At 70.6% G+C, this 26,590-nt stretch carries 29 protein-coding genes and 2 pseudogenes; 23 read left to right on the top strand and 8 right to left on the bottom strand.

The window, feature by feature from the left end:
- Positions 1-130: 130 nt before the first annotated feature.
- Complete coding sequence (locus ACSHT8_RS22195; RefSeq protein ID WP_436502136.1) at positions 131-1,261, top strand: IS30 family transposase; 1,131 nt, start codon at positions 131-133, stop codon at positions 1,259-1,261.
- A gap of 65 nt (positions 1,262-1,326) precedes the next feature.
- Here the strand turns inward: ACSHT8_RS22195 and ACSHT8_RS22190 are convergent, their stop codons facing one another.
- A complete protein-coding gene (locus tag ACSHT8_RS22190) occupies positions 1,327-2,502 on the bottom strand; it encodes a hypothetical protein (RefSeq protein WP_436492830.1) in 1,176 nt (391 codons plus the stop codon).
- Positions 2,503-2,647: 145 nt separating this feature from the next.
- Here ACSHT8_RS22190 and ACSHT8_RS22185 point away from each other — a divergent pair, with 145 nt between their 5' ends.
- Positions 2,648-3,043: a DUF3151 domain-containing protein gene (locus tag ACSHT8_RS22185; RefSeq protein ID WP_436492829.1), complete on the top strand. Its 396-nt coding sequence runs from the start codon at positions 2,648-2,650 to the stop codon at positions 3,041-3,043.
- Positions 3,044-3,085: 42 nt separating this feature from the next.
- On the opposite strand, the gene ACSHT8_RS22180 is transcribed toward ACSHT8_RS22185, so the two are convergent.
- The 3 genes from ACSHT8_RS22180 to ACSHT8_RS22170 all read right to left on the bottom strand — a co-directional run bounded on the left by ACSHT8_RS22180 (position 3,086) and on the right by ACSHT8_RS22170 (position 4,765).
- Positions 3,086-3,334, bottom strand: coding sequence for a hypothetical protein (locus tag ACSHT8_RS22180; RefSeq protein WP_436492828.1), 249 nt, complete (start codon positions 3,332-3,334; stop codon positions 3,086-3,088).
- An 11-nt stretch (positions 3,335-3,345) separates the two neighbouring features.
- Complete coding sequence (locus ACSHT8_RS22175) at positions 3,346-3,975, bottom strand: HNH endonuclease family protein (protein WP_436492827.1); 630 nt, start codon at positions 3,973-3,975, stop codon at positions 3,346-3,348.
- Between the two features lie 130 nt (positions 3,976-4,105).
- Positions 4,106-4,765, bottom strand: coding sequence for a hypothetical protein (locus ACSHT8_RS22170; RefSeq protein ID WP_436492826.1), 660 nt, complete (start codon positions 4,763-4,765; stop codon positions 4,106-4,108).
- 96 nt (positions 4,766-4,861) lie between these two features.
- Here ACSHT8_RS22170 and ACSHT8_RS22165 point away from each other — a divergent pair, with 96 nt between their 5' ends.
- Complete coding sequence (locus ACSHT8_RS22165) at positions 4,862-6,148, top strand: adenylosuccinate synthase (protein ID WP_436492825.1); 1,287 nt, start codon at positions 4,862-4,864, stop codon at positions 6,146-6,148.
- Positions 6,149-6,179: 31 nt separating this feature from the next.
- Here the strand turns inward: ACSHT8_RS22165 and ACSHT8_RS22160 are convergent, their stop codons facing one another.
- Complete coding sequence (locus ACSHT8_RS22160; protein ID WP_436492824.1) at positions 6,180-7,718, bottom strand: Na+/H+ antiporter; 1,539 nt, start codon at positions 7,716-7,718, stop codon at positions 6,180-6,182.
- Between the two features lie 37 nt (positions 7,719-7,755).
- Here ACSHT8_RS22160 and ACSHT8_RS22155 point away from each other — a divergent pair, with 37 nt between their 5' ends.
- Positions 7,756-8,016 (top strand): UBP-type zinc finger domain-containing protein, encoded by a 261-nt coding sequence (locus ACSHT8_RS22155; protein ID WP_436492823.1) that lies wholly within the window; start codon positions 7,756-7,758, stop codon positions 8,014-8,016.
- A gap of 24 nt (positions 8,017-8,040) precedes the next feature.
- Here ACSHT8_RS22155 and ACSHT8_RS22150 read toward each other — a convergent pair whose 3' ends face one another.
- Positions 8,041-9,159 carry a glycerophosphodiester phosphodiesterase gene (locus ACSHT8_RS22150; RefSeq protein ID WP_436492822.1) on the bottom strand — a complete coding sequence of 373 codons (1,119 nt, stop codon included), beginning with the start codon at positions 9,157-9,159 and terminating at the stop codon, positions 8,041-8,043.
- Between the two features lie 202 nt (positions 9,160-9,361).
- On the opposite strand from ACSHT8_RS22150, the gene purD reads away from it, so the two are divergent.
- From purD to ACSHT8_RS22095, 11 genes and pseudogenes are all read left to right on the top strand, one after another.
- Positions 9,362-10,630 carry a phosphoribosylamine--glycine ligase gene (gene purD, locus ACSHT8_RS22145; RefSeq protein WP_436492821.1) on the top strand — a complete coding sequence of 423 codons (1,269 nt, stop codon included), beginning with the start codon at positions 9,362-9,364 and terminating at the stop codon, positions 10,628-10,630.
- Between the two features lie 109 nt (positions 10,631-10,739).
- Entirely contained in the window at positions 10,740-11,144 is a 405-nt protein-coding gene (locus ACSHT8_RS22140) for a hypothetical protein (RefSeq protein WP_436492820.1), read from the top strand.
- Between the two features lie 10 nt (positions 11,145-11,154).
- On the top strand, positions 11,155-11,751 hold the full coding sequence (locus ACSHT8_RS22135) for a DUF3558 domain-containing protein (protein WP_436492819.1): 597 nt from the start codon (positions 11,155-11,157) through the stop codon (positions 11,749-11,751).
- Positions 11,752-11,760: 9 nt separating this feature from the next.
- A complete protein-coding gene (locus ACSHT8_RS22130) occupies positions 11,761-13,020 on the top strand; it encodes a PPE domain-containing protein (protein WP_436492818.1) in 1,260 nt (419 codons plus the stop codon).
- A 23-nt stretch (positions 13,021-13,043) separates the two neighbouring features.
- The gene (locus tag ACSHT8_RS22125) at positions 13,044-13,787 is read left to right on the top strand and encodes an ESX secretion-associated protein EspG (protein WP_436502135.1); all 744 of its coding nucleotides are present in this window, start codon (positions 13,044-13,046) and stop codon (positions 13,785-13,787) included.
- 61 nt (positions 13,788-13,848) lie between these two features.
- On the top strand, positions 13,849-14,142 hold the full coding sequence (locus tag ACSHT8_RS22120) for a hypothetical protein (RefSeq protein WP_436492817.1): 294 nt from the start codon (positions 13,849-13,851) through the stop codon (positions 14,140-14,142).
- Positions 14,143-14,152: 10 nt separating this feature from the next.
- A pseudogene (locus ACSHT8_RS22115) lies at positions 14,153-14,461 on the top strand (WXG100 family type VII secretion target); the annotation flags it as partial.
- A 1,656-nt stretch (positions 14,462-16,117) separates the two neighbouring features.
- A pseudogene (locus ACSHT8_RS22110) lies at positions 16,118-16,333 on the top strand (transglycosylase SLT domain-containing protein); the annotation flags it as partial.
- A 14-nt stretch (positions 16,334-16,347) separates the two neighbouring features.
- Positions 16,348-17,535, top strand: coding sequence for a pyridoxal phosphate-dependent aminotransferase (locus ACSHT8_RS22105; RefSeq protein ID WP_436492816.1), 1,188 nt, complete (start codon positions 16,348-16,350; stop codon positions 17,533-17,535).
- 23 nt (positions 17,536-17,558) lie between these two features.
- Positions 17,559-17,732 (top strand): hypothetical protein, encoded by a 174-nt coding sequence (locus ACSHT8_RS22100; protein WP_172803317.1) that lies wholly within the window; start codon positions 17,559-17,561, stop codon positions 17,730-17,732.
- A gap of 33 nt (positions 17,733-17,765) precedes the next feature.
- On the top strand, positions 17,766-18,521 hold the full coding sequence (locus ACSHT8_RS22095; RefSeq protein ID WP_436492815.1) for an ion channel: 756 nt from the start codon (positions 17,766-17,768) through the stop codon (positions 18,519-18,521).
- Here ACSHT8_RS22095 and ACSHT8_RS22090 read toward each other — a convergent pair.
- Positions 18,508-19,530: a threonine aldolase family protein gene (locus tag ACSHT8_RS22090; RefSeq protein WP_436502134.1), complete on the bottom strand. Its 1,023-nt coding sequence runs from the start codon at positions 19,528-19,530 to the stop codon at positions 18,508-18,510. The two genes, ACSHT8_RS22095 and ACSHT8_RS22090, sit on opposite strands and share 14 nt — an antisense overlap.
- A gap of 140 nt (positions 19,531-19,670) precedes the next feature.
- Between ACSHT8_RS22090 and ACSHT8_RS22085 the strand changes: the two genes are divergently transcribed.
- The 7 genes from ACSHT8_RS22085 to ACSHT8_RS22055 are packed head-to-tail and all read left to right on the top strand — an operon-like array spanning position 19,671 to position 24,836.
- Positions 19,671-20,189 carry a SigE family RNA polymerase sigma factor gene (locus ACSHT8_RS22085; RefSeq protein ID WP_436492814.1) on the top strand — a complete coding sequence of 173 codons (519 nt, stop codon included), beginning with the start codon at positions 19,671-19,673 and terminating at the stop codon, positions 20,187-20,189.
- A gap of 29 nt (positions 20,190-20,218) precedes the next feature.
- Positions 20,219-20,974: a hypothetical protein gene (locus tag ACSHT8_RS22080; RefSeq protein WP_436492813.1), complete on the top strand. Its 756-nt coding sequence runs from the start codon at positions 20,219-20,221 to the stop codon at positions 20,972-20,974.
- Positions 20,975-20,998: 24 nt separating this feature from the next.
- Positions 20,999-21,583 (top strand): TetR/AcrR family transcriptional regulator, encoded by a 585-nt coding sequence (locus ACSHT8_RS22075; RefSeq protein WP_436492812.1) that lies wholly within the window; start codon positions 20,999-21,001, stop codon positions 21,581-21,583.
- A gap of 54 nt (positions 21,584-21,637) precedes the next feature.
- Positions 21,638-22,162 (top strand): RNA polymerase sigma factor, encoded by a 525-nt coding sequence (locus tag ACSHT8_RS22070; protein ID WP_436492811.1) that lies wholly within the window; start codon positions 21,638-21,640, stop codon positions 22,160-22,162.
- 22 nt (positions 22,163-22,184) lie between these two features.
- Positions 22,185-22,793 (top strand): hypothetical protein, encoded by a 609-nt coding sequence (locus ACSHT8_RS22065; protein ID WP_436492810.1) that lies wholly within the window; start codon positions 22,185-22,187, stop codon positions 22,791-22,793.
- Positions 22,794-22,851: 58 nt separating this feature from the next.
- Entirely contained in the window at positions 22,852-24,291 is a 1,440-nt protein-coding gene (gene purB / locus ACSHT8_RS22060; protein ID WP_436492809.1) for an adenylosuccinate lyase, read from the top strand.
- On the top strand, positions 24,291-24,836 hold the full coding sequence (locus ACSHT8_RS22055; RefSeq protein WP_436492808.1) for a GNAT family N-acetyltransferase: 546 nt from the start codon (positions 24,291-24,293) through the stop codon (positions 24,834-24,836). Before purB ends, ACSHT8_RS22055 begins: the two co-directional genes overlap by 1 nt.
- Here ACSHT8_RS22055 and ACSHT8_RS22050 read toward each other — a convergent pair whose 3' ends face one another.
- Positions 24,837-25,625 carry an SAM hydrolase/SAM-dependent halogenase family protein gene (locus ACSHT8_RS22050; protein WP_436492807.1) on the bottom strand — a complete coding sequence of 263 codons (789 nt, stop codon included), beginning with the start codon at positions 25,623-25,625 and terminating at the stop codon, positions 24,837-24,839.
- 72 nt (positions 25,626-25,697) lie between these two features.
- Between ACSHT8_RS22050 and ACSHT8_RS22045 the strand changes: the two genes are divergently transcribed.
- Positions 25,698-26,579: a phosphoribosylaminoimidazolesuccinocarboxamide synthase gene (locus ACSHT8_RS22045; protein WP_436492806.1), complete on the top strand. Its 882-nt coding sequence runs from the start codon at positions 25,698-25,700 to the stop codon at positions 26,577-26,579.
- Positions 26,580-26,590: the final 11 nt, after the last annotated feature.

Below are 26,590 nucleotides of genomic sequence, written 5' to 3'. Positions count from 1 at the left end.
CAAGAGGTCGTTGCAACACCTGAGTTGAGGGGTTGCGGTGGACTTTGAGATCCGGATCGACCGGGGGCCGCAGGGCGGGAAGAAGTTGGCCCGTGAGCGGGAGCTTTACCTTTCCCTGATGGATCAGGGGATGAGCAACACTCAGGCGTGCCGGGTCGTGGGAGTCAACGAGCGGACCGGGCGTGAGTGGCGTCATGGGCGGCCGGAAGGTCGTGTGAAGAGGTCCCGTCCGCCGGCGCGCAAGACAGCGCGGGTGGGCGGGACCTCGTCTCGTTTCCTGACCGAGGACGAGCGGATCGTGATCGCCGATTTGCGGCGGGCGAGGGCCACAATGCGGGCGATCGCGGCGGAGCTGGACCGTCCGGTCTCGACGATCAGCCGGGAGCTCAAACGCAACTCCCACCAGGTCAGTGGCGATTATCGACCGCATGCCGCGCAGGCTCGTGCCGATGCGCGGCGGGCTCGTCCGAAGGGCGGGAAACTGGCCGCCTGCCAGGAGTTGCGTGAGGTGGTCGAAGGGCGGCTGGGGCTGGAATGGAGCCCGGAGCAGATCAGTCGTAGCCTGCGGCGGGAGTTTCCCGACCGGCCGGAGATGCGGGTGTCGCACGAGACGATCTACCAGGCCCTGTATGTCCAGGGCCGGGGTGAGCTGCGACGCGAGCTGACGCGGGCCTTGCGCACCGGCCGCACCTATCGCAAGCCCCAGATCAGGCCTGATCAGCGCACGCCCCGCTTCACCGCGCCGATGGTGATGACCAGCGAACGCCCCGCCGACGCCGAGGATCGGGCGGTTCCAGGTCATTGGGAAGGCGATCTGATCATCGGCAAGGACCAGAAGTCCCAGATCGGCACCCTGGTCGAACGCTCCACCCGCTACGTGCTGCTCGTGCACCTGCCCGCGGACCGGACCGCCGAGACCGTCCGCGACGCCCTGGCCGACACCATCGCGACGCTGCCCGCCGAGCTGAAACGGTCTCTGACCTGGGACCAGGGCAGTGAAATGGCGTTGCACCACCAGTTCAGCACCGCCGCCGGCCTGCCGGTCTACTTCTGTGACCCGCATTCACCCTGGCAACGCGGCTCCAACGAGAACACCAACGGCTTGCTGCGCCAGTACTTCCCCAAGGGCACCGACCTGTCGGTCCACGGCCCCGAACACCTCAACATGATCGCCGCCAGACTCAACGGCCGCCCACGCAAAACGCTCGGCTGGGAAACCCCAGCCGAGCGTCTCGCTAAGCTTCTGGCCGAAGCCAGTTGATCACTTCTGTTGCAACGACCCCTTGAAAGCGCCAGTTTCGGGAGGGGGCCTTCGACGTTGAACTATCAGGCGGTGGGTGCCGCGGCGGGCTGGCGCTTGGAGAACCACGTGCTCACCGGCTTGCCGAGCCACCACAGAGCGGCCACCAGCACGAACGTGATCGGCGCCGACCACCACGCGATCGGCGGGGCGGCGATCAGCTCGTCCTGGACGAACAGCGCGGCGTGCCCGAGCGCCGTCACCGCGGCGGCGCCCGCGACGGCCTCCAGCGTGTGCCCCAGGTTCAGCCTGCGCACCGCGTCGATCGCGAGGCCGACGAACACCAGGTAGAACGGCACCGTCGACGGCGGGAAGTCCGCGACCGTCAGCAGCGGCCAGATGAGCGCGCGGTACGCGACGTACGCGCCCGCGATCGCCGTGGCGGCCCAGCGCGTCCCGATCGTCTTGGCCGCCACCGCCAGCACGAGCGCGGCCATCCCCACGCCCCACATCGGGTACACCCAGCTCGGGATCGGCAGCGCGAAGTGCTCGATCGCCACGAGGTCGACCGGGCGGCCGATCTGCTCGGCGGCGAACTCCAGCAGCGTGCGCTCGGCGTAGCAGCTGTCGATCGTCAGCACGCCGTCCGGCAGGCAGGACCGCACCTCCAGCACGCCGTACTCCTGCTGCCCGTTGGGGAACAGCATGTTCTCGAAGAAGAACAGCCACAGCGCGCCGAGCACCCACGGCCGGGACTTGCCGCCGGGACCGGCGGTGTACCAGCCGTCGATCAGGCCGGCGATCATGAGCGCGGTGCCGAAGTAGAGCATCGCGTGCGACGGGCTCCACGCGGTCAGGTCGAGGCCGTTGACCCGGTGGTTGATCACGTCGAGCGGCGCGGCGACCAGGAAGACGATCAGGCCCCACTGCAGCAGCCGCTGCGACCGCTTCGTCGCGGCCATCCCGGTGAAGGTGTGGATCGCGACGAGCACGACGGCGATGCCCGTGCCGACGGTGTTGATCAGGTGCGGCGGGGCGAGGTCGTCACGGAGGAACTTGAAGTGCCACGATTCGTCCCAAGAGGACCCGAGCACCTTGAACAACAAGGCGACCAGCCAGGTCCGGTAGGCGAAATGCCATACCCACTCCGGCGTCTCCCGGCCCGCGTCGCCGCGGGTCCAATGGAGCCGGAAGAAATCCTTGAACTGACCAACCGGCCCTTTGCCCGCTGGGTCGTCGATCGCTGCATTCCCCGTGTTCACTGCCACATCATGGCGTTCTGGAGCTGAGAACGGATAGCCGGCCCCACACGTTCGTGAGCGATTTCCGAGTTTCCCTTAAGGGATGGTTACCGCAGGGTTCAGGGCGATTACCCAGGGTATCGCGACAGGGTGGCAGGATGGCCGCATGACCGGCAATCTGCTTGGACCCGACCCCACTCTGCTCCCCGCCCGCCCCGAGCCGCAGGGCGTGCTCGACGGCGGGACCGACCCGGCCGAGGTCGCCGCCCGCTGGCCGGACTTCAGCGCCGCCTGGGCCGCGCTGGCCGAGAACGCGCTCGCCGCCGGGGAGAACGTCGCCGCCTACGCCTACGCGCGCACCGGCTACCACCGCGGCCTCGACCAGCTGCGCCGCTCCGGCTGGAAGGGCTTCGGCCCGATCCCGTGGTCGCACGCCCCGAACCAGGGCTTCCTGCGCGCGCTCGCCGCACTGGCCCGCGCCGCCAAGGCCATCGACGACACCGAGGAGTACGAGCGCTGCTCGCAGTTCCTCACCGACTCCGACCCGACCGCACCGCACTGACCCGCGGAGGCCCGCCCCCGTTTCCAGGGGCGGGCCTCTCGTTCATCCCGCGGGCCGGTTGAGCACGCCGACCAGCAGCGAGTGCACTGCCCCATGGTCGGCGGGGTCGGACAGCTTGCACTGCCCACCCCGCAGCCGGTACCACTCCGCCGCGCCGAGGTAGCGCACCTTCACGGTCAGCGCGCCGTCCGGCCCGAGCGCGGTGTGCAGCTCCAGGTCGCCGGTGACGACCCCCGCCTCCTCGGTCATCACGCCAGGCCCAGCCGCGAACGGCGAGGTGTACTCCGACATGGGGCGTCCAATCAGCAGTAGTTGAGCATGCTCAGCAGCGCCGACTTCTCCGCCGAGTTCACGCGCAGCGCGTACTTGTACTTCACGTGCGTCCACATCTTGGCGTAGGTGCACCAGTAGGCGGTGCGCGACGGCTTCCACGTCGCGGGCGTCTGGTCGCCCTTGGCCTGGTTGACGTTGTCGGTGACCGCGATCAGCTGCGGGTAGCTGAGGTCGTTGGCGAACGCCTGCCGCTTGCTGGTGGTCCACGTGTTGGCGCCGGAGCGCCAGGCGGCGGCCAGCGGAACGACGTGGTCGATGTCGATGTCGGAGGCGTTGTACCAGGTGGCGCCGTCGTACGGGCTGTACCAGGAGCCCGAGGTCGCCGCGCACGACGAGTCGGTCACCACGCCACTGCCGTCGCGCTTGAGCACGGTCTCCCGGGTGTTGCACGAGCCGGAGATCGTGATCCAGTGCGGGAAGAGGTCCCGCGAGTAGCCGGTCATGGAGCCATCCGCCGCCACGGTGAGCGCGGCGAGTTCAGCGCGTGCGGTCGACTCGCTGGGAATCGCGGGCGGCGTGGCACTGGCCACACCCGCGAGCCCGACGACCAGTGCGACGGAGAGAAATAAGGAGCCGATCAGAGTGCGGGTCTTCGACATGGGTTCCTCCGTTGTGGGGGCAACGAGACCGTCGATTACCGTGGCGGGGCCATGTGGCACCCGTCATACCAAAGAGTGACACCCTGACGACGTGCTGTGAAAGTTCTTGACCACGTTCCGTTCGCGCTCCCTAAACCACCCCGCGCGCGATCCGTAGGTCCTCCGTGTGCCGGTACCAAGTCCACCGCGACACGTCCCGAGGGTGGTCCACCCCGTTCGACGACGGGATCACCGGCAGGCATCCCACCTGGAACGCCCGCCCAAGCACCGTCTCCACGCGCTTGCCCAACAGGCCGACCCGGACCACCCGCACAGCCAGCCCCAACGCCGGGTCCGGCACGACCTCCACCCGCTGCGCCCGCCCACGCAGCGCCGTCGTGTCGTCGCAGTAGGCCACCCCGCGCACCGACCGAAGCACGCCCTGTCCGACCAGCACCCCACCCGAGTCGTCCCGGACCAGCGGGAAGTGATCAAGCTCGCCGTCCAGCGCCACCCGCAGCGCCGACCGGGTGTCCGACGGGATGCCCCACAGCCCCGGGATGGCCGACCGGCCGACCGGGACGAATCCGAGCGGCGTCGAAAGCAGCGACAGCCGCATGAGCCGCACCACAACCGCGGCCAGGTCCCCGTCCGTGCCCTGGATCACCAGTCTGCGGTCCGACAGGGCTTTGACCAGCGGATCCACGTCCGCGCGGGCCGGTCGCGGCGGCAGCGACACCACCTCGACGTCCGTCCGCTCGCCGAGGTCCGGCGCCGCCTGGTTTCCGCAGGCCAGCACGAGTGCACCCACGTCACGCTCCTGGTCTAGTGTTCATTACCGGCATTCGCCCGAATCAGCCCGGGTACGGGTGTCCACGCGGTCCATTGCCAACACCTGGAGTTTCACATGCCGGCAATCGTGCTGATCGGCGCCCAATGGGGCGACGAGGGCAAGGGGAAGGCCACCGACCTGCTCGGCGAGCGGGTCCAGTGGGTTGTCCGCTATCAGGGCGGCAACAACGCCGGGCACACGGTCGTGCTGCCCGACGGCGAGAACTTCGCGCTGCACCTCATTCCCTCCGGCATCCTCACCCCGGGGTTGAACAACGTCATCGGCAACGGTGTCGTGGTCGACCCGACGGTGCTGCTCAAGGAGCTGGCGGGGCTGGAAGGGCGCGGTGTCGACACCTCGCGGCTGCTCATCTCCGCAGACGCCCACTTGATCATGCCCTACCACGTGGCGATCGATAAGGTCACCGAGCGCTACCTCGGCAAGGCCAAGATCGGCACCACCGGCCGCGGCATCGGCCCGGCCTACCAGGACAAGGTCTCGCGCGTCGGTGTCCGCGTGCAGGACCTGCTCGACGAGAAGATCCTGCGGCAGAAGGTCGAGGCGTCGCTCGACATCAAGAACCAGATCCTGGTCAAGGTCTACAACCGCAAGGCCCTGGACCCCGACCAGGTCGTCGACGAGGTGCTGGCCTGCGGTGAGAAGTTCGCCCACCGCATCGCCGACACGCGCCTGCTGCTCAACGAGGCCCTCGAACGCGGCGAGACCGTGCTGCTCGAAGGCTCCCAGGGCACGCTGCTCGACGTCGACCACGGCACCTACCCGTTCGTCACCTCGTCGAACCCGACCTCCGGCGGCGCGTGCGCGGGCTCGGGCATCGGCCCCACCCGGATCACCACGGTCATCGGCATCCTGAAGGCCTACACCACCCGCGTCGGCTCCGGCCCGTTCCCGACGGAGCTGACCGACGACATGGGCGAGCGGCTGCGCAAGGTCGGTGGCGAGATCGGCGTGACCACCAAGCGGCTGCGCCGCACCGGCTGGTTCGACGCGGTGATCGCCCGCTACGCCAGCCGCGTCAACGGCATCACCGACTACTTCCTCACCAAGCTCGACGTCCTCTCCGGACTCGACACGGTGCCGATCTGCGTCGGCTACGAGATCGACGGCCAGCGCGTCGACGACATGCCGATGACGCAGACCGACGTGCACCACGCGGTTCCGGTGTACGAGGAGATGCCGGGCTGGTGGGAAGACATCAGCAAGTGCCGCACCTTCGAGGAGCTGCCCGCGAACGCCCGCGCCTACGTCGAGCGCCTCGAGGAACTGTCGGGCGCCCGCATGTCGGCGATCGGCGTCGGGCCGGGGCGCGACCAGACGATCGTGCGCCACCAGATGGCGTGAGTGTCGGCGGCCGGGCCCCGCGCCCGGCCGCTCACTCCCTGGCGAGAGCGGCTTCCTCCAAGTCCAGTTCCCGCAATACTTTCCGCAGGATCTCGTCGTCGATCTCGCCGTTGTCGCGGGCGGTGATGAACACCGCCCGTTCCGCCGCGAGCATCTCCCGCCGCAGCCTGCGGAACGCCGACGCCGGGCTCTCCAGCTCTTGGCGGCCCAGCCGTTCCCACGCCGCGTTGCCCCGGTGCTCGGCGATCGCGCGGAGCCGTTCGGCGATCTGGCTGGGAATGCCGTCGTCCAGCACGTCGTCGAGGCGGTCGATCGACGCGCGTGCCGCCGCGCTCTGCACCTGGGCCTCGGCCAGGGCGCGGTCGGTCGAGTCGTCCGCGCGGAAGTCGAGTTCGCGGATCAGCGCGGGCAGGGTGGTTCCCTGGATCAGCAGGGTGCCGACGGTGACGACGAAGGTCAGCAGCACGACGACGTCGCGGCCGGGCATGTCGAGCGGGATCGCCGCGGCGGCGGCCAGCGAGACCACGCCGCGCATCCCCGCCCAGGAGATCACGGTGAGCCCGCGCCAGCCGGGTTTCGGCTCGCGGGCGCGCACCTTCGGGATCAGCCGCGGCAGCCACGCGGCCGGGAACATCCACACGAACCGGACCACGATCACCGCCGCCAGCACGACCAGCGACGCGAGCACCAGGTCCCAGTCCGGCCGGGCGTCGGCGATCACCGTGCGCAGCTGCAGCCCGATCAGCGCGAAGACCAGCGACTCCAGCAGCACGTCGACCGACCGCCACACCGCCGTCTCCTGCAGGCGCGTCGCGTAGCCCGCGGCAGGCGCGTTGTGGCCCAGGTAGAGCCCGGCGACGACGACGGCGAGCACGCCCGCCGCGTGGACCTCCTCCGCGGCCAGGTAGGCGCCGAAGGGGACGAGCATGCCCAGCGCGCTCTCCAGCACGCCGTCGCGCAGCCGCAGCCGGATCGCGTGCACCACGATGCCCAACACCAGCCCGATCGCCACCCCGCCGACCGCGGCGATCAGGAACGTCAGCACGCCCTGGCCCCACGAGAACGCGGCCGTGCCGGTGGCGGCGGCCAGCGCGACCTTGAACGCGGTCAGCGCCGTCGCGTCGTTGCCGAGGCTCTCGCCGGTGAGCAGGGTCATCGAGCGGCGCGGCAGGCCGAGCTTGCGGCCGATCGACACCGCGGCGACCGCGTCCGGCGGGGCGACGACCGCCCCGAGGACGAGCGCGGCGGCCAGGGGGAGGTCCGGGACGACCCAGTGCGCGACGAGGCCGACGGCGGCGGTGGTGGCGAGGACGAGCCCGATCGCGAGGAAGCCGATCGGGCGCAGATTCGCGCGGATGTCCAGGTAGGAGCTCTCCAGGGCGGCCGAGTACAGCAGCGGGGAGAGGACCAGGACCAAGATCAGTTCCGGGTTGAGCCGGAAGTCGGGCATGCCCGGGATGAACGACACCGCGAGCCCGACCGCCACCAGCAGCAGCGGCGCGGGCCACTCGATCCGACGGGCGACCGCGGTGACGGCGAGCGAGCCCGCGAGCAGCAGGAGAAGGTCCACTGCGTCAGGATGACCCGAGACTGCGAAGGAGCGCGCGATGAGCTGTGAACACGTGGCCACCCTGCCCGCCGAGGTCACCGCGGACGCGGACGACTTCTGCGCCGACTGCCGTGCTGCGGGAGAGTCCGGCTGGGTCCACTTGCGACTGTGCCTGACCTGCGGACACGTGGCGTGTTGCGACTCCAGCCCGCGCAGGCACGCCTCGGCGCACTACGCCGCTGACGGGCACCCGATCGTCCGCTCGTACGAACCGGGCGAGACCTGGCGCTGGTGCTACGCCGACTCCCGGGTGGTGTGATCCCACCACCCGGGAGTTCGCGCGTCAGCCGCCGAAGGTCTCGCGGCGCGACTCCACGGCGATGTCGCTGTTGTCGGTGAACAGGCCGTCCACGCCCGCCGCCCAGAACGCCGACAGCTCGGCGAACAGGTTGCCCGCGTCGGCCGGGTTGGCCGACGAGCGCAGGTTGGTCGGCAGGAAGTTGTTCTCCACCCGGAACGTGTACGGGTGCACCTTGAGGCCGGCGGCGTGCGCGTCGGTCACCAGCGCGGTCGGCTTCGCCAGGTTGCCCGCGGCGTCACGCGGGATGACCTGGTCCTTGGCCGGGCCGATGCCGTAGGCGTAGGTCGCGACCTCACGCAGACCGGCCGGGGTCACCAGATCGGCGTACTTGCGCGGGTCACCCGAGTCGGTGAAGTCGAACGGGGCGCCGCTCGCCGAGGTCAGCTGGATCAGCGGGACGCGCAGCTTGCCCTTGAGCGCCTTGAGGTTCGACACCTCGAACGACTGCACGAACACCTTCGCGCGCGGGTGGTTGAGGCCGTTGCGGGTCAGCGTCCAGACCAGCTTCGGCTCCAGCTCCAGGCCGATCTTGCGGAAGTAGGTGGGGTGCTTGGTCTCGGGGTAGATCCCGATGTCCCGGTGCAGCTCGCGGGACAGGCGCTTGCTGAGGTCGATGACCTCCTGCAGCGTCGGCACCTCGTAGCGGCCGTTGAAGACGGTGTTGCGCGGGCGCAGCTGCGGGATGCGCTCGACGGCGCGGAGGGTCTTCAGCTCGGCGAGGGTGAAGTCCTCGGTCCACCAGCCGGTGACCTGGACGCCGTCGAGGTTCTTGGTCGCCTTGCGGCCCGCGAACTCCGGCTTGCTCGCCACGTCGGTCGTGCCGCTGATCTCCGGCTCGTGCCGGGCGACGAGGACGCCGTCCTTGGTGGAGACCAGGTCGGGCTCGATGTAGTCGGCACCCATGCGGGCGGCCAGCTCGTAGGCGGCCAGCGTGTGCTCCGGCCGGTAGCCCGACGCGCCGCGGTGCCCCAGCACCAGCGGCAGCGCCTGGTGCTTCTCATCCTTGTGCTCGGGCGACGCGCTGGCCGTGCTCAGCGTCGCGACGCCGAGCAGAGCGAGAGCCGACACGGCGACACCGGCTAACCGGGCCGATCGGAGCATGGTGACCTCCTGCAGATGTGATGTCCGCGCCACCCTCACCCGGCCCCGCGTCTTCGGCACCACACCCGGGCGAAACGCGGTCGACCTGCGGATGAACGCCCGAAGACATCCGCCGCTCAGCCCGCCGTGGCGCGCGTGGGACATGTCACGGATGGGCGGCCGATTACCGTGTGGCGCCACCGAGCATCTAGGCTCACCGCTCGTGCGTGTCCTGGTAGTCGGGTCTGGCGCCCGCGAGCATGCCCTGGTCCTTGCGATGTCCAAGGACGCCGAGGTGACCGCGCTGGCGTGCGCCCCCGGCAACGCGGGCACCGCCGCGGTGTCGGAGAGCTACGGAGTCGACCCGGCGGATCCCGCCGCGGTCACCGAGCTGGCCCGCGGCTGGAAGGCCGACCTGGTCGTCATCGGCCCCGAAGGCCCCCTGGTCGCCGGGGTGGCCGACGCCGTGCGGGCCGCCGGGATCGACGTGTTCGGGCCCAGCGCCGCCGCCGCCCGGATCGAGGGCTCCAAGGCGTTCGCCAAGGACATCATGACCACCGCGGGCGTGCCGACCGCGCACAGCGAGATCGTCGACAACCCGGCCCGCCTCGACGCGGCCCTGGCCCGCTTCGGCCCGACCTGGGTCGTCAAGGATGACGGCCTCGCCGCAGGCAAGGGCGTCGTGGTCACCACGAGCCTCGACGCGGCCCGCGCCCACGCGATGACCCTGCTCGACGGCGGTCACCCGGTGCTGCTCGAGTCGTTCCTCGACGGCCCCGAGGTGTCCCTGTTCTGCGTGGTCGACGCCGAGGGCACCGTGGTCCCCCTGCTCCCCGCCCAAGACTTCAAGCGCGTCGGCGACAACGACGCCGGCCCCAACACCGGCGGCATGGGCGCCTACGCCCCCCTGCCGTGGACTCCCGATGGCCTGGTCCCCGACGTCGTGGCGCGCATCATCCAGCCCGTCGTCGACGAGATGGCGAACCGCGGCTGCGCGTTCTCCGGCCTGCTCTACGCCGGACTCGCGCTGACCAGCAACGGCCCCGAGGTCATCGAGTTCAACTGCCGCTTCGGCGACCCGGAGACCCAGTCCGTCCTCGCCCTGCTCCGCAGCCCCCTGTCGGTCCTGCTGCGCGCCTCCGCCCGAGGCGAACTGGCCGCCCACCCGCCCCTCGAATGGGCCGACGGCTCAGCCGTCACCGTCGTCATCGCCGCCGACGGCTACCCCAGCCGCCCCCGCGTCGGCGACACCATCACCGGAGCCGAGTCCGAGGGCGTCCTCCACGCGGGCACCCGCCGCCGCGACGACGGCGCCCTGATCTCCGCGGGCGGCCGCGTCCTGGCCGTCGTCGGCACCGGCCCCACCCTGGAAGCCGCCCGCGCCGACGCCTACCGCAAGGTCGACGCCATCCACCTCCCCGGTTCCCACCACCGCACCGACATCGCCCTGCGCGCCCAGCGGGGAGAAATCGGCGTACCCGTCGCCGGTTAAGGGAACCGAAGCGCGAGATTCTCCGTCAAAGTTCAGGTGGGCCTCACCACGCCGTTGGTAGCCTGCGAAACGAGACGACATCATCACGATGCGTACGGGGGTGCGTGAGATGGACATCGGCGCTTCGCTCAACGCCGTCGCGGGCGCCGCCTTCGACGCGGCCGCGAAGATCATGGGCAACGGCCCCACCGGCGGAAAGTTCGTGGTCAACCACGACAACGTCCTCGCCGCCGCCAAGATCATCCGCACTCAGGTCGAAGCCTTCGGCGAGTCCACCCGAGGCGCGTTCCGGGACTTGAACGTCGACCCGCCGGGCGAAGACATCGTGAGCAAGAGGCTCGCCGACGCGTGGAACGACCGGCTCGTATTCGACGGCGACTCATACGCCGTCCGCATTGACGAATATGTGCGCTCGCTCAATGAATTGGTTCAACAGTTGATCGAGTCGGCCAAGACCTACGGCTACAACGAAGAGCAGATCACCGCCGCTCTCGGAGGCGACGCACGTGCGTAGCCGGATCCTCGTGTCCGCGGTGGTGTTGCTCGCCGCTGCCGCGTGCACGACAAACGAGCCGGGAACGGCGACATCCACCGATGTGCCGACATCCGGTTCGGATTCGCCGACGACTTCTTCTTCGGCCGGGAGCCTGCCGCCGCGGCCCAAGGAGATCAAGCTCGACGCGATTGACCCGTGCGCGGTGCTGACAAAGCCGCAGTCGGACAGCCTGAAGGTCGACAAGGCGAAGGCGGGGACAAGCACGAGCGAGACATACCCGGGTGCCAAGGAGTGTGTCTTCAGCGTCTTCCGCCAAGCGCCGTACTACGACTACGCGGTCCTGCTCGTGACCAGCGAAGGCGTGGACAGCTGGTTCACCACGAAACGGAACGTGGATGTCAAGGAAGCGACGGTCGAGGGATTCGGCGCCGCGAGGTTCCACATCCGCGGCGGTTCCGGGACCAAGGGCTTCGAGTGCACGACCGCCGTCGATGTGGCCCAGGGGCAACAGCTTCAGGTCGGCGTGTATCTGAACAGTCGGGGTGCGTTCACGCAGGATCAGATTTGTCAGATGTCCGAGGAAGCCGCGGCCATGGCCGTGACCACGTTGAAGACGCTGGGGTGAGGGGCTGACATGGCAGGCGACAACGGGCTGAGCGACCTCCGCTTCGAGGGCTACAGCCACAACGACCTGGCCGCCGAGCTCGACCGGCTGCGCCAGGGCCCCGGGTCCGAGAGCCTCCACCGGGCCGTCAATGCCCTCAAGACCATCTCCGAGGGGCTGGCCGAGACCGACCGCGTCCTCCGCGAAGAGCTCCTCAAGATCGGTGTCTACTGGGAGGGCGAGGCGGCCGACGGCGGCACCGAGGCCACCAAGAACTCCACCGTCTACGCCCAGGACGCGGGGCAGACCGTCGACCAGTCGGCGGGCGGTGTCCAGGAGCAGGGCGAGACCTTCTCCAACACCCGCAACAGCGCGCCCGACGGTTCCGACCTGCGGGGGCCCACCAAGCTCAGCGGTGTCGACCGGTTCATGGGCACTGTCTTCGGCCACACCACCGACCACGCCAAGGATGTGCAGCAGACCAACGCCGCCCATCAGCAGGCCGTGTCGTCGATGAACGGCTACAGCGCGGGCAGCCAGTCGGCTCTCAACAACTATCAGTCGCTGCCTGTGCCGCCTGGCATGTCGCTGGAGACCACGCCGTATCAGCCGAACGGCACCACGTCCGCCCAGCACTACGGCGGCAACCCCAGCACGTTCACCCCGTCCGGCTCGTCCGGACCCGGCGTGCCGGGGCAGACGAGCGTTCCGCCCGGCGGTGGCGGCGGCCAGAACTACACCGGTCTGCCCGGCGGCCAGCAGAGTCACTTGCCCGGCACGGGCGGCAACCAGCCCGGGCTGCCCGGCCGGGTCACCGGCGTGGCGCCCGTGGCGCCTGGTCTCGGCGGTCTGCCGCAGACCGGTGGTTTCCCCGGTGGCCTGCGTCCCGGGTTCCCCGGTCCGCTCATGGGCGACATCGCCGCCGTCGCCGGGTTGGCCGGTTCCGGTGGGGCCGGTGCGGCGGCCGGGTCGAGCTTGGAGAAGGACCGGGTCGTGCGCGGCGGCGGTTTCCCCGACACCCCGGAGGGGCGTGCCGCGCGGGCGGCCGCGCGCGGTGGGACGCCGATCGGCGCGCTGCCCGACGATGAGGACAGGGCCGCGCGGAACGCTGAGCGGCATGGGGCTCGGCCGGGGCGGGCGGCGGGGTCGCTGATGCAGCCCGCGGCGGCCGGTGCCGGGGCGCCCGGTGAGGACGACGACGAGCACGTGCGCAAGTACGGCATCGACTCCGACGACGTGTTCGGCGACGACCGCCTGGTGATCCCGCCGGTGCTCGGGCAGGACGACTGACCTTGACCGCGGGTTCCAACAGCATCGTGCTCTCCACGCTTGAGTTCGACGTGCTCTGGGCGGCCGAACGGCTCCCCGACAAGCACGTCGCGCTCGACGTGCCCAGCCCGGGCAAGACCCACACCGAACGCGCCAAGTTCGTCGAAGAGGCGTTCGCGGGGCTGGCCCAGCGGGGGCTGGCCGAGGGTGGGCGTGCGGTGCCGGACCTCGCCGACTGGCTCAGCCTGCTGGCCCACGCGCCCGTCTCGATCGACAGCTGGGTGTGGACCGACCGGGAGATCGCCGCGCTCGCCGTCGCCGCCGGAGATCAGGGGCTGCTGGCCGTGGTCGACCGCGCCGAGGTGTGGCTGATCCCGGCGCGCACGACCGCGATCGCCGACGCCGCGGTGTCCATCGCGGGCGACATGCCCGCCGGGCCGGGGCGGTCGGTGAGCCTGCCTACCGACGTGCTGATGAAGGCCGATACCGGCGACCCGCAGGCGATGATCACCATTCTCGTCGAGAACGGCGTCGGCCTCGCCGACGCGCAGACGCTCGCGTCGATGCTCACCGGCATGACCACCCGCGGCCAGCTCGGCGCCGAGCGCGCGCCGCGCGGGCAGAAGCGGCAGCGGGCGAACCGGGTCGTGGCCTTCCACGACACCGACGCGGGCCGCTACCTCTACCTCGCGCGCCCGACCGCCGACGGCCGGTCGTGGAGCACCGTCACGCCCGCCGACAACGCCCGCCTGGCCACCTGCGTGCGGGAACTGCTCGACGAGCTGTGATCCCGGCGGAACTCGGCCAAGCGCGTTAGCGTCGAACCGGGAGACCTGAGGGGACACGAACGTGGACTACAACCTCGAAGCCATCGAGCAGTGCCGTGCCGCGGTGGGCGGCCAGGCAGGCCCGATGGCCGCGGCGGGCGACGACCTGCCCCGCGACGCCGACGGCGGGATCTTCGGCGGGCTGCCGAGTTCCGCCGCGCTCGCCGAGGCCGTCCGCACCCTCGCCACGACGGCAGGCGACGAACTCGACAAGGCGGGCGCGCTGCTCGGCAACGTCGACCGCGCGCTCGACTCGATCGGGCGGTCGGTCGACGACAACGAGCAGGCGGCGGCCCAGTCGCTGACCGCGATCTAGGGGGCAAGACGTGACCGCGAGGGACGCAGTCGCCGGACTCGGCGGCACCGCCACGGCACTGGCCGACTCGGCGAACCCGGTCTACCGGGCCCAACCCGGCGCGATCGGCGACATCGGCGCCCGATTCACCAAGTCCGGCACGGCGACGAGCGACTCGGCCAAGGTCGTCGACTCGTCGGTCGCCCAACTCGACGGTGCGTGGCAGGGCGCCTCAGCCGACGCGTTCGTCGCCTACATGGCCAAGTTCTCCACCGCGAGCGCGTCGCTGTCGCAGACCCTGACCTCCGCCGCGACCGACCTCAGCGCCGCCGCCACCGCTCTCCAGTCTGCCCACGACGCTCTCGAAGCCGTCTTCGGCGAGCTGTACGACAACGCGACACGCTGGCTCAACAGCCACCCGGACGCGACCGACGCCGAGAAGCGCCAGTACGTCGACGGGCTGGCCGGCGGCTATCAGGGCCGGGTCAACACCCAGATCGAGAACGCCGAGACGGCGGTCAGCACGGCCGCGAGCGCGTTGAAGGGCCGCAAAGCCGACCCTGCCTTCAGCTCTATCCCCGACCCGGGCACCCAGTCCTTCATGCCCGGCCCCGGCAAGCCGATCGAGTGGACGCCGACCCCGCCGGAACAGACCAGCCCATCCAGTGCCGACCAAGCCAAGTCCACGAACACCGGCAGCAGCTCAGGTGGCAGCGGTGGCGGAGGCAATGGTGGCGGCGGCGGCCTCGGCCCGAGCGGCGGCCCTCCCGCTGGTCCCCCGCCCGGCAACGTGCAGGAGTGGATCAAGCAGGCCATCGCCGAACTCCGGGCCCGCGGCATCAACGTCACCGAGGCCGACTCCCAGCTGATCTGGGAGATCATCCAGCACGAGTCCGGCGGAAACCCCAACGCCATCAACAACTGGGACTGCCTGACCACCGAAGCGATGATCCTGACCCGTCGCGGGTGGCTCAAGCATCACGAGGTCGAGGTTGGCGACGAGACGATCGGGTACAACCCCGCTACTGGTCGCAGCGAGTGGACCGCGGTGTCCGAGGTGCACCATTACGAAGACGCGCCATTGATCACGCTGTCGAACTCGCGGTGGCGAGCGACGACCACGCCGAACCACCGCTGGCTGCGGCTCAAGGGTCGCAGCCTGCCGGACGCGGACCAGTGCTCGCTCTGCGCGTGGCCGCAGGGTGTCCGCCGCCGCGGGAGGACGACCGACCGCGGCCTTCGGCTGCACCTGTCGCGCGTTCACGGCGCTCGGTTGCCTGTGGCGGAGAGGGTGAGCGAGGCTGAATTCATCACGTCGGCCGAGATCGGCTCGCACACTCGGATCCTGCTCGCCGCCCCGGCGGACAGCGCCGGACACCTCGACGTGACCCTGGCCGAGGCGGCCGTGCTCGGCTGGATCGCAGGTGACGGCCACGTCGAGACCCGTCGCCACCGGCCGTCGATGACGATCGCGCAGTCCAAGCCCGCGATGGTCGCCAAACTGAAGACACTGCTGGGCGAGATCACGCACTCGACTTATGTGGATGTCCCGGCCGGCCCGGCTTGCGGACCGCGGCACCAGTTTCGGCTTGACCCGGCCTACGCCGCCGATCTGCTGCGCCGCGCGGGCAACCCGAAGACCGATGCTGTTGCCCAAGTACTCGCGATGTCCACGGAGCAGCGGGTGGCGTGGCTCAACGCTGTCCGGGACGCGGAGGGGAACGCGGCGGGCTACATCTACCAGGCCCCCGGCGAGGTGCTCGACGCCATCGCGCTTGCCACCTACCTCGGCGGTCGGCGGCCACGGGTCGGCCACGTGGTTCGCAGGGGCGTGCCGGACACGTGGGCGCCGGAGGCGTGGGTGCGGGGGAACAATCCGGTGATCACCGGCGATTTCCTGCACAAGGCTCCCGCGGGCCGCGGCGCGGTCTGGTGCGTTACGACTGACCTCGGCACGTGGACCGCGCGCGACGGCGATGACATTTTCCTGACCGGGAACAGCAACGCCGCCAAGGGGACGCCGTCGAAAGGTTTGATGCAGTGCATCGACCCGACCTTCCAGAGCTACAAACTGCCTGGCCACGACGACATCTGGAACCCGGTCGACAACATCTGCGCGGGCGTCAACTACGCCATCTCCCGCTACGGCTCGCTGTCGAACGTCCCCGGCATCAAGGCCACCCACGGCGGCGGTGGCTACGTCGGCTACTGACCTACGCTGACCGCATGCACGCTCGTCTGCTCAAGGTCGCCGCCCGCGCCGATGTTCCGCCGTTTCACGTCATGGATGTGCTTTCCGCCGCCAACGCGCGGCAGCGCGCGCACGGCGACATGGTGTCTTTGGCGGCCGGGCAGCCCTCTACGGGAGCGCCGTCCGCTGTCCGGTTCGCCGCGGCTGAGGCGCTGGGCGGCCAGACGCTGGGGTACACCGAGCAGCTGGGTGTTCCTGAGCTGCGGGAAGCGATCGCGGGCCATTACGAGCGCCGCTACTCGCTCGATGTGTCCGCGCAGGACGTGGTGATCACCACCGGGTCTTCCGGTGGTTTTCTCCTCGCCTTCCTGTCCGCGTTCGACGCCGGGGACCGGGTCGCGCTCGCGCGCCCTGGCTACCCCGCCTACCGGAACATCCTCACCGCGCTCGGCTGCGAGGTCGTCGAACTGCCGTGTGACGAGAGCACCCGGTTCCAGCCCACGCAGGCGATGCTCGACGAACTCGGCCCCATCGACGGGCTGATCCTCGCGAGCCCGGCCAACCCCACCGGCACCGTCCTCGACCCGGGCGAGCTCGCCGCCATCGCGGGATGGTGTGCTGAGCGTGGGGTGCAGCTGGTCAGCGACGAGATCTACCACGGCATCTCCTACGGCGCCGAGACCAGCAGCGCGTGGCAGTTCTCGCGTGAGGCCATTGTGGTCAACTCGTTCTCCAAGTACTTCGGCATGACCGGCTGGCGCCTGGGCTGGCTGCTGGTGCCGCGGCGCCTGCACCGCGCGGTCGACTGCCTGACCGGCAACTTCACGATCTGCGCCCCGGCGATCGCCCAGCACGCCGCCGTCGCCGCGTTCGAGCCCGAGACCTACGCCGAGCTCGACGCGCACGTCACCCGGTACGCCACCAACCGCGAGATCCTGCTCACCGGCCTGCCCAAGCTCGGCATCGACAAGGTCGCCCCGGCTGACGGCGCGTTCTACGCCTACGCCGACGTCTCGCACCTGACGCACGACTCGATGTCGTTCTGTCAGCGCCTGCTCGCCGACACCGGTCTGGCGATCGTGCCCGGGATCGACTTCGACCCGGTCGACGGCAACCGGTTCGTGCGACTCTCCTTCGCGGGCGCGACCGCCGATGTCCAGGAAGGACTGCGCCGGTTCGGCGACTGGCTCGGCCGGGAACCCGGGGCGACGCCCGCGCGTTGACCTGGCGTGGAGAGGGGGAGGCAGTGGTTCTGAAGATCATCGGTGCGGTGATCCTGATCTGGGTGGCCTTCAGCCTGATCGGGTTCCTGTTCAAGGCCGTCGTGTGGCTGCTCGTGGCCGCCGCGGTCGTCTCGATCGGCGCGATCGCGTACGGCGCGATCAAGGGCAAGTCCGAGCGCCGCCAGATTCGCGGGTAGCGCCTGGTCACAGCCGTCCGCGAGGATGTCGGCGTGTCCGACATCCTCGTGCCAGGCGAACGCGTCGCCGATCCCGCTGAGCCACGACTCAGCGCGTGGGAGGCGCGCACCGATTTACCCCTGACCGGGCTGGCTGGCATCTTCCTGCTGGGCTACGCCTGGCAGGTGCTGCACCACGGCGCCTCGCCGAGTACGAAGCTCTGGCAGGAGATCCTCCTCTGGGGCATCTGGGCGGTGTTCGCCGTCGACTACGTCATCCGGTTCGTGCTGGCGCGCGCCAAGCTGCGGTTCATCTGGCGCCACCTGTTCGACCTGATCGTCGTGGCGCTGCCGATGGTCCGGCAGTTGCGCGCGTTGCGGCTGATCACGGTCCTGCGCGTGCTCAACAAACGCGTCGCGGTCAACTTCCGCGGCCGCATCGGGCTCTACGTCGCCGCGACCGTCCTGCTCGTCGGTGTGTCCGCGTCGCTGGCCGTGCTCGACGCCGAGCGGTCCGACCCGGACGCCTCGATCACGACCTTCGGTGACGCGCTCTGGTGGACGCTCACCACGATCACCACCGTCGGCTACGGCGACCGCTTCCCGGTCACCGTCGAGGGCAGGCTTGTCGCCGCCGCGCTGATGATCGGCGGGATCGCCCTGCTCGGTGTGGTCACCGGTGTGATCGCGTCGTGGTTCGTGGAGAAGATCTCCGGCGCCGAGCAGTCGATCGAGGAGACGACCCGCAGCGAGGTCCAGGCGCTGCGGGCCGAACTCGCCGAGCTGCGCGAGGAACTCAGGCGGACTTGATCCGGTCGAGTGCCTCGGCGATGTCGGCGGCCGAGACGTCCCGGTGGGTGACGAACCGGACCCCGCCCGGCACCGCCACCGCGGGCACGCCGACCCGGTCGAGCGTGGCCAGCGTCGTCGGGGTGTCGGGGACCGAGGCCAGCACGATGTTGGTGTGCGGCTCGGTGACCTCCCATCCCAGCTCGGTCAGGCCCCTGGCCAGCGCGGACGCGTTCGCGTGGTCGGCGGCGACGTCGTTGATCCGCGACAGCGCGACCAGGCCCGCCGCGGCCAGCACGCCGCCTTGGCGCACCCCGCCGCCGAGCATCTTGCGCACCCGGCGGGCCGCGTCGACGAACGCCGAGGTGCCGCCGACCAGCGAGCCGACCGGGGCGCCGAGGCCCTTGCTGAGGCACACCTGCACGGTGTCGACGCCGACGGTGAGCGCCGCGGGCGGCACGTCGAGCGCGACCGCGGCGTTCCACAGCCGCGCGCCGTCGAGGTGCACCTTCAGGCCCGCCTCGCGCGCGGTGGCCACCAGCAGCGCGTGCTCGTCGGGCGGGGTGACGGTTCCGCCCGCGAAGTTGTGGGTGTTCTCCAGGCACAGCAGCGCCGTGCGCAGCGCGTAGTACGGCGCCTTGCCCGCGGCCATCGCGCTGACGTCGTCGGCGGAGATCCGGCCCGGCGCGTCCTTCCACTCCAGCGGGTGCGGCATGCCGCCCGCCAGCCACGCGGGCGTGCCCAGCTCGGCCTCCAGCACGTGGCTGCCGCGCGCGGCGAGGAACCGGTCGCCGCGGCCGAGATGCAGCATCAGGGCGATCAGGTTGCCCATGCTGCCGCTGGGCACCCACAGCATCGCCTCGACGCCGAGCAGCGCCGCGGCGCGTTCCTCCAGCTCACGCATGGTGGGGTCGTGGTCGAGCACGTCGTCGCCGACCTCGGCGGCGGCCATGGCCGCGCGCATGGTGTCGTCGGGGCGGGTCACGGTGTCGGAGCGCAGGTCGATCCGGCGGGGTGCGGAAGTCACGATCCGATCTCACCATGGCGGGCAATACAGCCACACGCTCACCGCCGAGGATGGGGGTGGCGTACATCTCTTCCCGCACCCGTGCAACCGTGGACCCGGTCAGATCCGTCCCTAGTCCGACAGAACGAGCGGAGAGCGTCCGCGTGGATCAGCGCGACGAACAGCAATTCGCGGAGTACTTCACCGCCCGGCGCGACGCCGTGCGGAGAACCGCGTACTTGCTGTGCGGAGACTGGCACAAGGCGGACGACCTGGCGCAGACCGCGTTCGTCGCGCTGCACCGCAGCTGGCGCAAGGTGCGGGACCGAGAGGCCCTCGACGCCTACGTCCGCCGGTCGGTGGTGCGGGCGATGATCGACGAGACGCGCAGGCCGTGGCGGCGGGAACGCCAGGTGGACCAGTTGCCCGAACGGGCGACCCACGATGGTGAACTCGGTAACCGGGTGGCCACCAGGTCAGCGCTCCTCGACGGGCTGTCGCGGGTGCCGCCGCGGCAACGCGCGGTGCTCGTGCTGCGATTCCTGGAGGGCTTGGACGTGGCGGCCACGGCCGAGGCGCTCAAGTGCTCCGAGGGAACCGTGAAGAGCCAGACCGCCCGTGGCCTGGCGACTTTGCGGGAAACCTTGGGTGACACGCTGGATGATCTACGGTCGGGATTGTGATGCGGACAGGGTCGAGGAGGTGGCGGTAGATGGACGAGCGCAAGATCTCCGAGCTTTTTCGGGACGCCGTGCGTGACGTCCCGCCCGCCTCCTTCAACCAGGAGGACGTCGCGGCCGAGTCGACGAGATTGACCCGAAAGAGGAACAGCCTCGTCGCCGGATCGGCGCTAGGCTTCGTGTTGCTCGCAGGCGGGATCGTCGCCGGTGTGGCGCTGTGGCCGGGCTCGGAGACGGGCCGGGAGACCGGCGCCGCGGCTGGTGCACCCTTCGCGACCAGTAACGATTCGCGGTCGTCGAGCGAGACAGTGAACGACAGCGGCCAAGGTGTCGCTGAGGCCGAACCAGAACTCCCACCGACAACGCCAGCAGGGGGCTTGTCGAATGGGAAAGCCGGTGTCACAACCGGCGGCGCCCCCAGTGGGTGCGGGTCGGCGGACCGGGAGCTCGCTGCTGCCCTCGCGGGCGAGCTCCCGGCCGCCACTTCCGCGGCCGACACCGTCAACTCTCCGCTCGCCTGCCCCACGGGCGCCCGTTCCGCCGCGTTCGGCGTGCAGGACGGACCGCGCCGGGGCTTCATGTCGATCATGATCGTGCCCCAGAACACCGCGCAGATGCTGCAGCCGCCGTGGGCCGACCGACCGTCGGGGACCGAGGGGGCGGTGGTCGCCACCAAGTCGGGCAAGTCGCTGGTCGTGGTCGTGGAGCCGCTGGCGACCTCGGCGGCCCCGCCGGTCAGCGCCGACCAGGTGCGCGGCATCGCCGACAAGCTGGCGACGCGGTACTGATCCCCGCCTGCGACGATTGACCCGATGACCACCGCCAGCACGCCCAAGGGCGAACGCCGCAAGCACGCGCTCATCGAGGCCGCGGCGGCGCTTCTGATCGAGGGCGGGTTCGACGCGGTCCGCCACCGCGCCGTCGCCGAACGCGCCGAGCTGCCGCTCGCCTCCACCACGTACTACTTCGACTCCATCGACGACCTCATCGTCGAGGCACTGGAGTTCCACGGCCGCGCCGAGTTGGCCCGCGGCCGGGCGGTCCTCGAAGACATGGACGCCTGCCCGAAGGAGCCCGACGCGCTGGTCGAGCTGGTGCTCGACCAGCTGCTCGGCCCGCGTGCCAGGGAGAACGACGCCGAGGCGATCCTGCTGCGCTACGAGCGGCTGGTCGCCACCGCCCGCAGGCCCTACCTGCGGCCGCTGACCCTCGAACTCGGCGCCGACCTGCGCGCGCTGCTGATGGACACCTTCGCCCGCTCCAACGCCACCGTCGACGAGGCCCGGCTGGAACAGCTGATCGCCCTGGTCGACGGCGCCGTGGTGAACGCGCTGATCGAGGTCAACCCCGACCCCCGGGCCGCCGCGCGAAGGATGTTGCTCGACGCACTTGCCTGACGCATGCAACCTTTGCGCCCCTTCGCGCGTGAGAAGAGTGCGAAGGGGGGCTCGATGCGAGACGAGGACGAGTTCCGGGCTTTCGCCCATGGCCACGCGCCCACGTTACGAAGATCGGCATACCTGTTCTGCGGTGACTGGCACCTGGCCGAAGACCTGGTTCAGACCACCCTGGTGAAGATCTACAAGTCGTGGTCGCGCGTCGGCAAACGGGAGACCACACACAACTACGCGCGCACTGTCCTGCTGCGCACGTGGCTCGATGAGAAGCGCAAGCCTTGGCGCCGCTCGGAATGGGGCAGTCCGGAGGTCCCGGACACTCCCGATCCGACAGTCGACGTGGCGGGCGGGGTCGGGCGGTCGTGGGAACGCGACCAGGTGCACCGGGCGCTGCTGACGCTGGGGCAACGGCAGCGGGCGGTGTTGGTGCTGCGGTACTTCGACGAGCTCAGCGTCGCGGAGACCGCGCAGGTCATGGGGTGTGCGGAAGGCACGGTCAAAAGCCAGGCCGCCCGCGGTCTGGCGGCGCTGCGCGCGGCCGTCGGGGGAATCTCGGAAGGCGAGTTGGTGGCGACATGAACAACCGCGAATGGTGCTTCTCATGAGCGAGACCGAACTGCGCGAGGGCCTCCGACTGGCCCTGGCCGACGAGCCGCCGCTGTTCGATGTGGACTCGGTGGTCGACCGGGCGAGGACGGCGGTGGCACGGCGCCGGGCGGCGATGATGTTCGGCGCGGCGGGGGCGGTGGTCGCGATCTTGGTGGCGGTGCTGCCCATGTTGGCGGGCGCCATGCCGGAGGGACCGGTGGTCGCCGCCTTCCCCGCTCCGTCGGAGACGGTGCGCATCCCGGCTGACGATGGGGCGATCGTGGTCAGCCGGATCCGCACGGAGCTGCCTGCGGCGACCGACTTCAGCGTGGTCACCCCGGCGCAGGTCGAGGGCAGCAGGCGGGTATCGGTGCGGTTCGTGCTCGGCAAGGCACCGGTGGAAATTGCTGTCGAGGTCCGCGCTCCTTGCGACGCGAGCACCCGCACATGTGCGCAGGCAACGCTTCAGTTGCCGGACGTCGACCAACAGTCCGCCGGCCTGCGGCAGATCATGGCCGCTCGCTCGGACAGCGGTCATGTTCTGGTCTCGGCCGTGTTGCCCGACTCGGTCGGCGTCTCGTTGTTGTCGGCTATATCCGCCGATCCCGCGCTGACCTACTGAACCTGCCGGGGTACCGGGGCGCTGGGGGTGCTCCGGTACCCCGGTAAGCTGGGCAAACGTGAGCGCAGCGCAGAAACCCCGCATCCCGAACGTCCTCGCAGGCCGCTACGCGTCGGCCGAGTTGGCTGTGTTGTGGTCGCCTGAGGAGAAGGTGCGCATGGAGCGCGAGCTGTGGCTCGCGGTCCTCACCGCGCAGGCCGAGCTGGGCGTCGACGTGCCGGAAGGGGCCATCGACGACTACCGCCGGGTCCTGCCCGAGGTCGACCTCGCGAGCATCGCCGAGCGGGAGCGGGTCACGCGCCACGACGTGAAGGCGCGCATCGAGGAGTTCAACGCGCAGGCCGGGCACGAGCACGTGCACAAGGGCATGACCTCGCGCGACCTCACCGAGAACGTCGAGCAGCTGCAGGTCCGCCGGTCGCTGGAGCTGGTCCGGGCCCGCGTAGCCGCCGTCCTCGCGCGGCTCGCGCGGCTGGCCGCCGAGCACGGTGACCTTGTGATGACCGGCCGCTCGCACAACGTCGCCGCGCAGGCCACCACCCTGGGCAAGCGCTTCGCCACCGCGGCCGACGAGTTGCTGGTCGCCTTCCAGCGCCTCGACGAGCTGATCACCCGCTACCCGCTGCGCGGCATCAAGGGCCCGGTCGGCACCGCCCAGGACATGCTCGACCTGCTCGGCGGCGACGCGGGCAAGCTCGACCGGCTGGAGCAGGTCGTCGCCGAGCACCTCGGGTTCGCCTCGGTGTTCACCAGCGTCGGCCAGGTCTACCCGCGCTCCCTCGACTACGACGTGGTGTCCGCGCTGGTGCAGCTCGCGGCGGCGCCGTCGAGCCTGGCGAAGACGATCCGGCTGATGGCGGGCCACGAGCTGGTCACCGAGGGCTTCAAGCCCGGCCAGGTCGGCTCGTCGGCCATGCCGCACAAGATGAACACCCGCTCCTGCGAGCGCGTCAACGGCCTCGCGGTCATCCTGCGCGGCTACGCCTCGATGGTGGGCGAGCTGGCGGGCGACCAGTGGAACGAGGGCGACGTGTCGTGCTCGGTGGTCCGCCGCGTCGCGCTGCCCGACGCGTTCTTCGCGCTCGACGGCCTGCTGGAGACCTTCCTGACCGTCCTCGACGAGTTCGGCGCCTACCCGGCCGTCGTCGCCCGCGAGCTCGACCGCTACCTGCCGTTCCTGGCCACCACCAAGGTCCTCATGGCCGCGGTGCAGGCCGGGGTGGGCCGCGAGACCGCGCACGAGGCGATCAAGGAGCACGCCGTCGCCGTCGCGCTGGCCATGCGGGAGCAGGGCATCGAGCGCAACGACCTGCTCGACCGCCTCGCCGCCGACGACCGCATCCCCGTCGACCGCGCCCGGCTCGACGCGCTGCTGGCCGACCGGCTGCCGTTCACCGGGGTCGCGGGGACGCAGGTCGCCGCCGTGGTCAAGCGCGTCGAAGACGTGCTGGCCCGGTTCCCGGAAGCCGCGGGCTACGTCCCGGGCGCGATCCTCTGATGCGGGTCGTCTCCTATCCCTTCGACGCCGTGCCCGCCGAGCTGCGGGATCAGGTCACGGAGCTTTGGGTGGAGGCGTGGCAGGACCCGAGCGGGCACGACCCCGTGCTCGGCCCGGTCTCGATGCTGCTGATCGACGGCGAGACGGTGCACGCGGCGCTCGACATCCTCGGCAAGGAGATCGTGCACGCGGGCGAGCGGTATGTCGCGGGTGGACTGAGCACAGTGGTCACCCGCAAGACCTCGCGCGGGCAGGGCCACGGCAAGCAGCTCGTCGCCGCCGCGCGCGCCGCGATGTCGCGCGGGTTCGACCTGGGGCTGTTCACGTGCGACCGCCCGCTGGTGCCGTTCTATGAGAGCGCGGGCTGGCGGGCGCTGCCGGGCACGGTCCTGGTCGGCGGCACGCCGTCGGCGCCGTTCCCCAGCGACCGGCCGGGGTTCGACAAGGTCACGATGGCCGAGTTCTTCTCGCCGCGGGTCGATCAGGCGGCGTTCGCGAACGCCAGGATCGAGCTGTACCCAGGGGAGATCGACAAGCTCTGGTGATCACCCGCGCGCGACCAGCACGGTCGCGGACACCCCGGTCGCGGGGTGCAGATCGTGGGCCGCTGAACCGCCGTTGACCGCGATGGCGACGTAGCCCGCCGAGTCGATCAGCAGCACCGCCGTGCCCGGGGCGGTGTCGGCGAAGGTGCGGCCGACGACGGCCTCCAGCGAGCGATCGCCGATCTGGGCGTGCGCGCGCCAGCCCGCGGCGGCGCCGGTCATGGCCAGGTCGACGGCCGTCGCGGCGAGCTGAACGTTGCCGAAGGTGTCGACGCCGAGGACCTCGGTGATCAGCTTGCCCGGCATCGCCATCGTGATCGGGTCCGGCAGCCGCACCAGCGTCGCCGGGTCGATCGCGGGCCCGTCCGGCACGGCGCCCGCGGCGATCCTGGCGGCGGCGGGGGCGAACAGGTCGCGGCCGTGGAAGGTGGCCGCGGCGGGCAGGCCGGTGAGCTCGTGCACCGCGGTGATGCCGAACAGCGAGGCCGCCGGGACCAGCAGGCCGTTGTCCGGGCCGACAAACACCCCTCGCTCGGTCACGATGGCCACGCCCCGCCGGGAGGTCCCCACCCCCGGGTCGACCACGGCCAGGTGCACCGCGGGCGGCAGCGAAGGCACGGTCTGGGCGAGCACGGCGGCGCCGCGGCGGACGTCCTGTGCCGGGATCAGGTGGCTCACATGGATGACCCGCACGGCGGGCGCGATGCGCGAGATGACGCCCTCGCAGGCCGCGGGGAAGCCGTCGGCCAGCCCGTAGTCGGTGGTGAACGAGACGAAGTCGTACGCCATGGACCAAGTGTCGCGGCCCGAGGTTCCACGTGAAACCCGAGCCGCCGGAGAGGGTGCGTAAGCTGCTGAAACGTGCCGACGCTCTCTGACTACCCCAAGATCGCCGCAGGCAAGGTCCGCGAGCTGTACGCGATCGACGACGACCACCTGCTGCTCGTCGCGTCCGACCGGATCTCCGCCTACGACTTCGTGCTGGACTCGCCGATCCCGGACAAGGGCCGCGTGCTCACCGCGATGAGCGTCTTCTGGTTCGAACTGCTCGGCGACCTCGTGCCCAACCACCTCGTGGCCTACGACGACGACCGCATCCCCGCCGACGTCCGGGGCCGCGCCTTGGTCGTGCGGCGACTGGAGATGCTGCCGGTCGAGGCCGTCGCCCGCGGCTACCTGGCCGGGTCGGGCACGTCCGACTACAACCGGACCGGCGCGGTCTGCGGGAACCCGCTGCCCCCGGGCCTGGTCGAGGGATCGAAGCTGCCCGAGCCGATCTTCACCCCCGCCACCAAGGCGGCCATGGGCGAGCACGACGAGAACGTCGACTTCGCCGCCGTCGAGGCCGAGATCGGCTCCGACCTGGCCAACCGGGTCCGCGAGCTGACGCTGGCGATCTACGAGCGCGCCGCCGACTACGCCAAGACCAAGGGTGTCATCCTGGCCGACACGAAGTTCGAGTTCGGTCTGCTCGACGGCCAGGTCGTGCTGGGCGACGAGGTGCTGACCCCGGACTCGTCGCGCTACTGGCCGACCGAGACCTACGAGCCGGGCCACGCCCAGCCGTCGTTCGACAAGCAGTACGTGCGCGACTGGCTGACGTCGCCGGAGTCCGGTTGGGACCGCGCCGCCGACGTGCCGCCCCCGCCGCTGCCCGCCGAGGTGGTCGAATCCACCCGGAGTCGTTACGTCCAGGCATACGAACAGGTGACAGGGCGGAAATTCGCCGACTGGATCGGGTGATTCTCCGCCTG

The organism is Actinokineospora sp. HUAS TT18, assembly GCF_051364635.1.
Taxonomy (GTDB): Bacteria; Actinomycetota; Actinomycetes; order Mycobacteriales; family Pseudonocardiaceae; genus Actinokineospora.
Note: the sequence above shows the minus strand (reverse complement) of the source record. Positions and strands in the feature narration are given on the sequence as shown.

Excerpts from the sequence above, each read along its gene's own strand:
- ACSHT8_RS22105 (WP_436492816.1), top strand. The coding sequence starts at position 16,348 with ATGCACGCTCGTCTGCTCAAGGTCGCCGCCCGCGCCGATGTTCCGCCG.
- ACSHT8_RS22080 (WP_436492813.1), top strand. The coding sequence starts at position 20,219 with ATGGACGAGCGCAAGATCTCCGAGCTTTTTCGGGACGCCGTGCGTGAC.
- ACSHT8_RS22150 (WP_436492822.1), bottom strand. The coding sequence starts at position 9,159 with ATGCTCCGATCGGCCCGGTTAGCCGGTGTCGCCGTGTCGGCTCTCGCT.
- ACSHT8_RS22155 (WP_436492823.1), top strand. The coding sequence starts at position 7,756 with ATGAGCTGTGAACACGTGGCCACCCTGCCCGCCGAGGTCACCGCGGAC.
- ACSHT8_RS22175 (WP_436492827.1), bottom strand. The coding sequence starts at position 3,975 with ATGTCGAAGACCCGCACTCTGATCGGCTCCTTATTTCTCTCCGTCGCA.
- ACSHT8_RS22140 (WP_436492820.1), top strand. The coding sequence starts at position 10,740 with ATGGACATCGGCGCTTCGCTCAACGCCGTCGCGGGCGCCGCCTTCGAC.
- ACSHT8_RS22050 (WP_436492807.1), bottom strand. The coding sequence starts at position 25,625 with ATGGCGTACGACTTCGTCTCGTTCACCACCGACTACGGGCTGGCCGAC.
- ACSHT8_RS22195 (WP_436502136.1), top strand. The coding sequence starts at position 131 with ATGAGCAACACTCAGGCGTGCCGGGTCGTGGGAGTCAACGAGCGGACC.
- ACSHT8_RS22065 (WP_436492810.1), top strand. The coding sequence starts at position 22,185 with ATGAGCGAGACCGAACTGCGCGAGGGCCTCCGACTGGCCCTGGCCGAC.
- ACSHT8_RS22130 (WP_436492818.1), top strand. The coding sequence starts at position 11,761 with ATGGCAGGCGACAACGGGCTGAGCGACCTCCGCTTCGAGGGCTACAGC.
- ACSHT8_RS22185 (WP_436492829.1), top strand. The coding sequence starts at position 2,648 with ATGACCGGCAATCTGCTTGGACCCGACCCCACTCTGCTCCCCGCCCGC.
- ACSHT8_RS22075 (WP_436492812.1), top strand. The coding sequence starts at position 20,999 with ATGACCACCGCCAGCACGCCCAAGGGCGAACGCCGCAAGCACGCGCTC.
- ACSHT8_RS22180 (WP_436492828.1), bottom strand. The coding sequence starts at position 3,334 with ATGTCGGAGTACACCTCGCCGTTCGCGGCTGGGCCTGGCGTGATGACC.
- ACSHT8_RS22055 (WP_436492808.1), top strand. The coding sequence starts at position 24,291 with ATGCGGGTCGTCTCCTATCCCTTCGACGCCGTGCCCGCCGAGCTGCGG.
- ACSHT8_RS22165 (WP_436492825.1), top strand. The coding sequence starts at position 4,862 with ATGCCGGCAATCGTGCTGATCGGCGCCCAATGGGGCGACGAGGGCAAG.
- ACSHT8_RS22070 (WP_436492811.1), top strand. The coding sequence starts at position 21,638 with ATGCGAGACGAGGACGAGTTCCGGGCTTTCGCCCATGGCCACGCGCCC.